Annotated in this window: 1 protein-coding gene; it reads right to left on the bottom strand. The window is 64.6% G+C overall.

Annotated features, from left to right (window positions below; genetic code table 11):
• Positions 1–455, bottom strand: a 455-nt coding sequence (locus J4F42_22500) for a hypothetical protein (GenBank protein MCE2488294.1), incomplete at its 3' end; no start/stop codon positions are given.
• Positions 456–475 lie beyond the last annotated feature (20 nt).

Here is a 475-nt window from a genome sequence, read left to right as displayed (position 1 = left end):
GTGCTGATGTAGCGCCACAGCAGACTCGGCTGGAGTCCCCAGGGGCTCAGCCAGGTGGCGCGCAGGATGTTGCGGATCCTCGGGGTCGGCGTGCCGCACGAGTAGCCCCAGCTGCCGGCGCAGGCGATCTTGGGAATATCCGCAGTCGCCTTCAGGTCATAGGTCTCAAGAAACGACAGCAGATTCCTGAAGTTGAGGCTGCCGTAGCGGCCAAGATTGAGCATGTAGTCGATGGCAAAGTCGTAGCCGCGAACCTCGGCGACGGCCAGGTTCTCCAGCACGGCCTCGACGTGGCCGGTCGTCTCGACCCGGTCGGAGGGCAGCCACAGGTCACCGCTCGGCCCGCGCCTGACCTTGTCGCACTGGGAGGTTTTGCCGTCCAGGCAGCGGTTCAGGACAAGCTCGGGTGACAGGGCGCCGACGCCGCCCTTGAGTTCGATGTCGAAGTAATCCACGGACAAGCTCAGGCCGTCGA

This window comes from Desulfurellaceae bacterium (genome assembly GCA_021296095.1).
In the GTDB taxonomy this organism is placed as follows: domain Bacteria; phylum Desulfobacterota; class Binatia; order Bin18; family Bin18; genus JAAXHF01.
The sequence above is the reverse complement of the archived record's forward strand: the minus strand, read 5'-3'. Positions and strand labels throughout refer to the sequence as shown.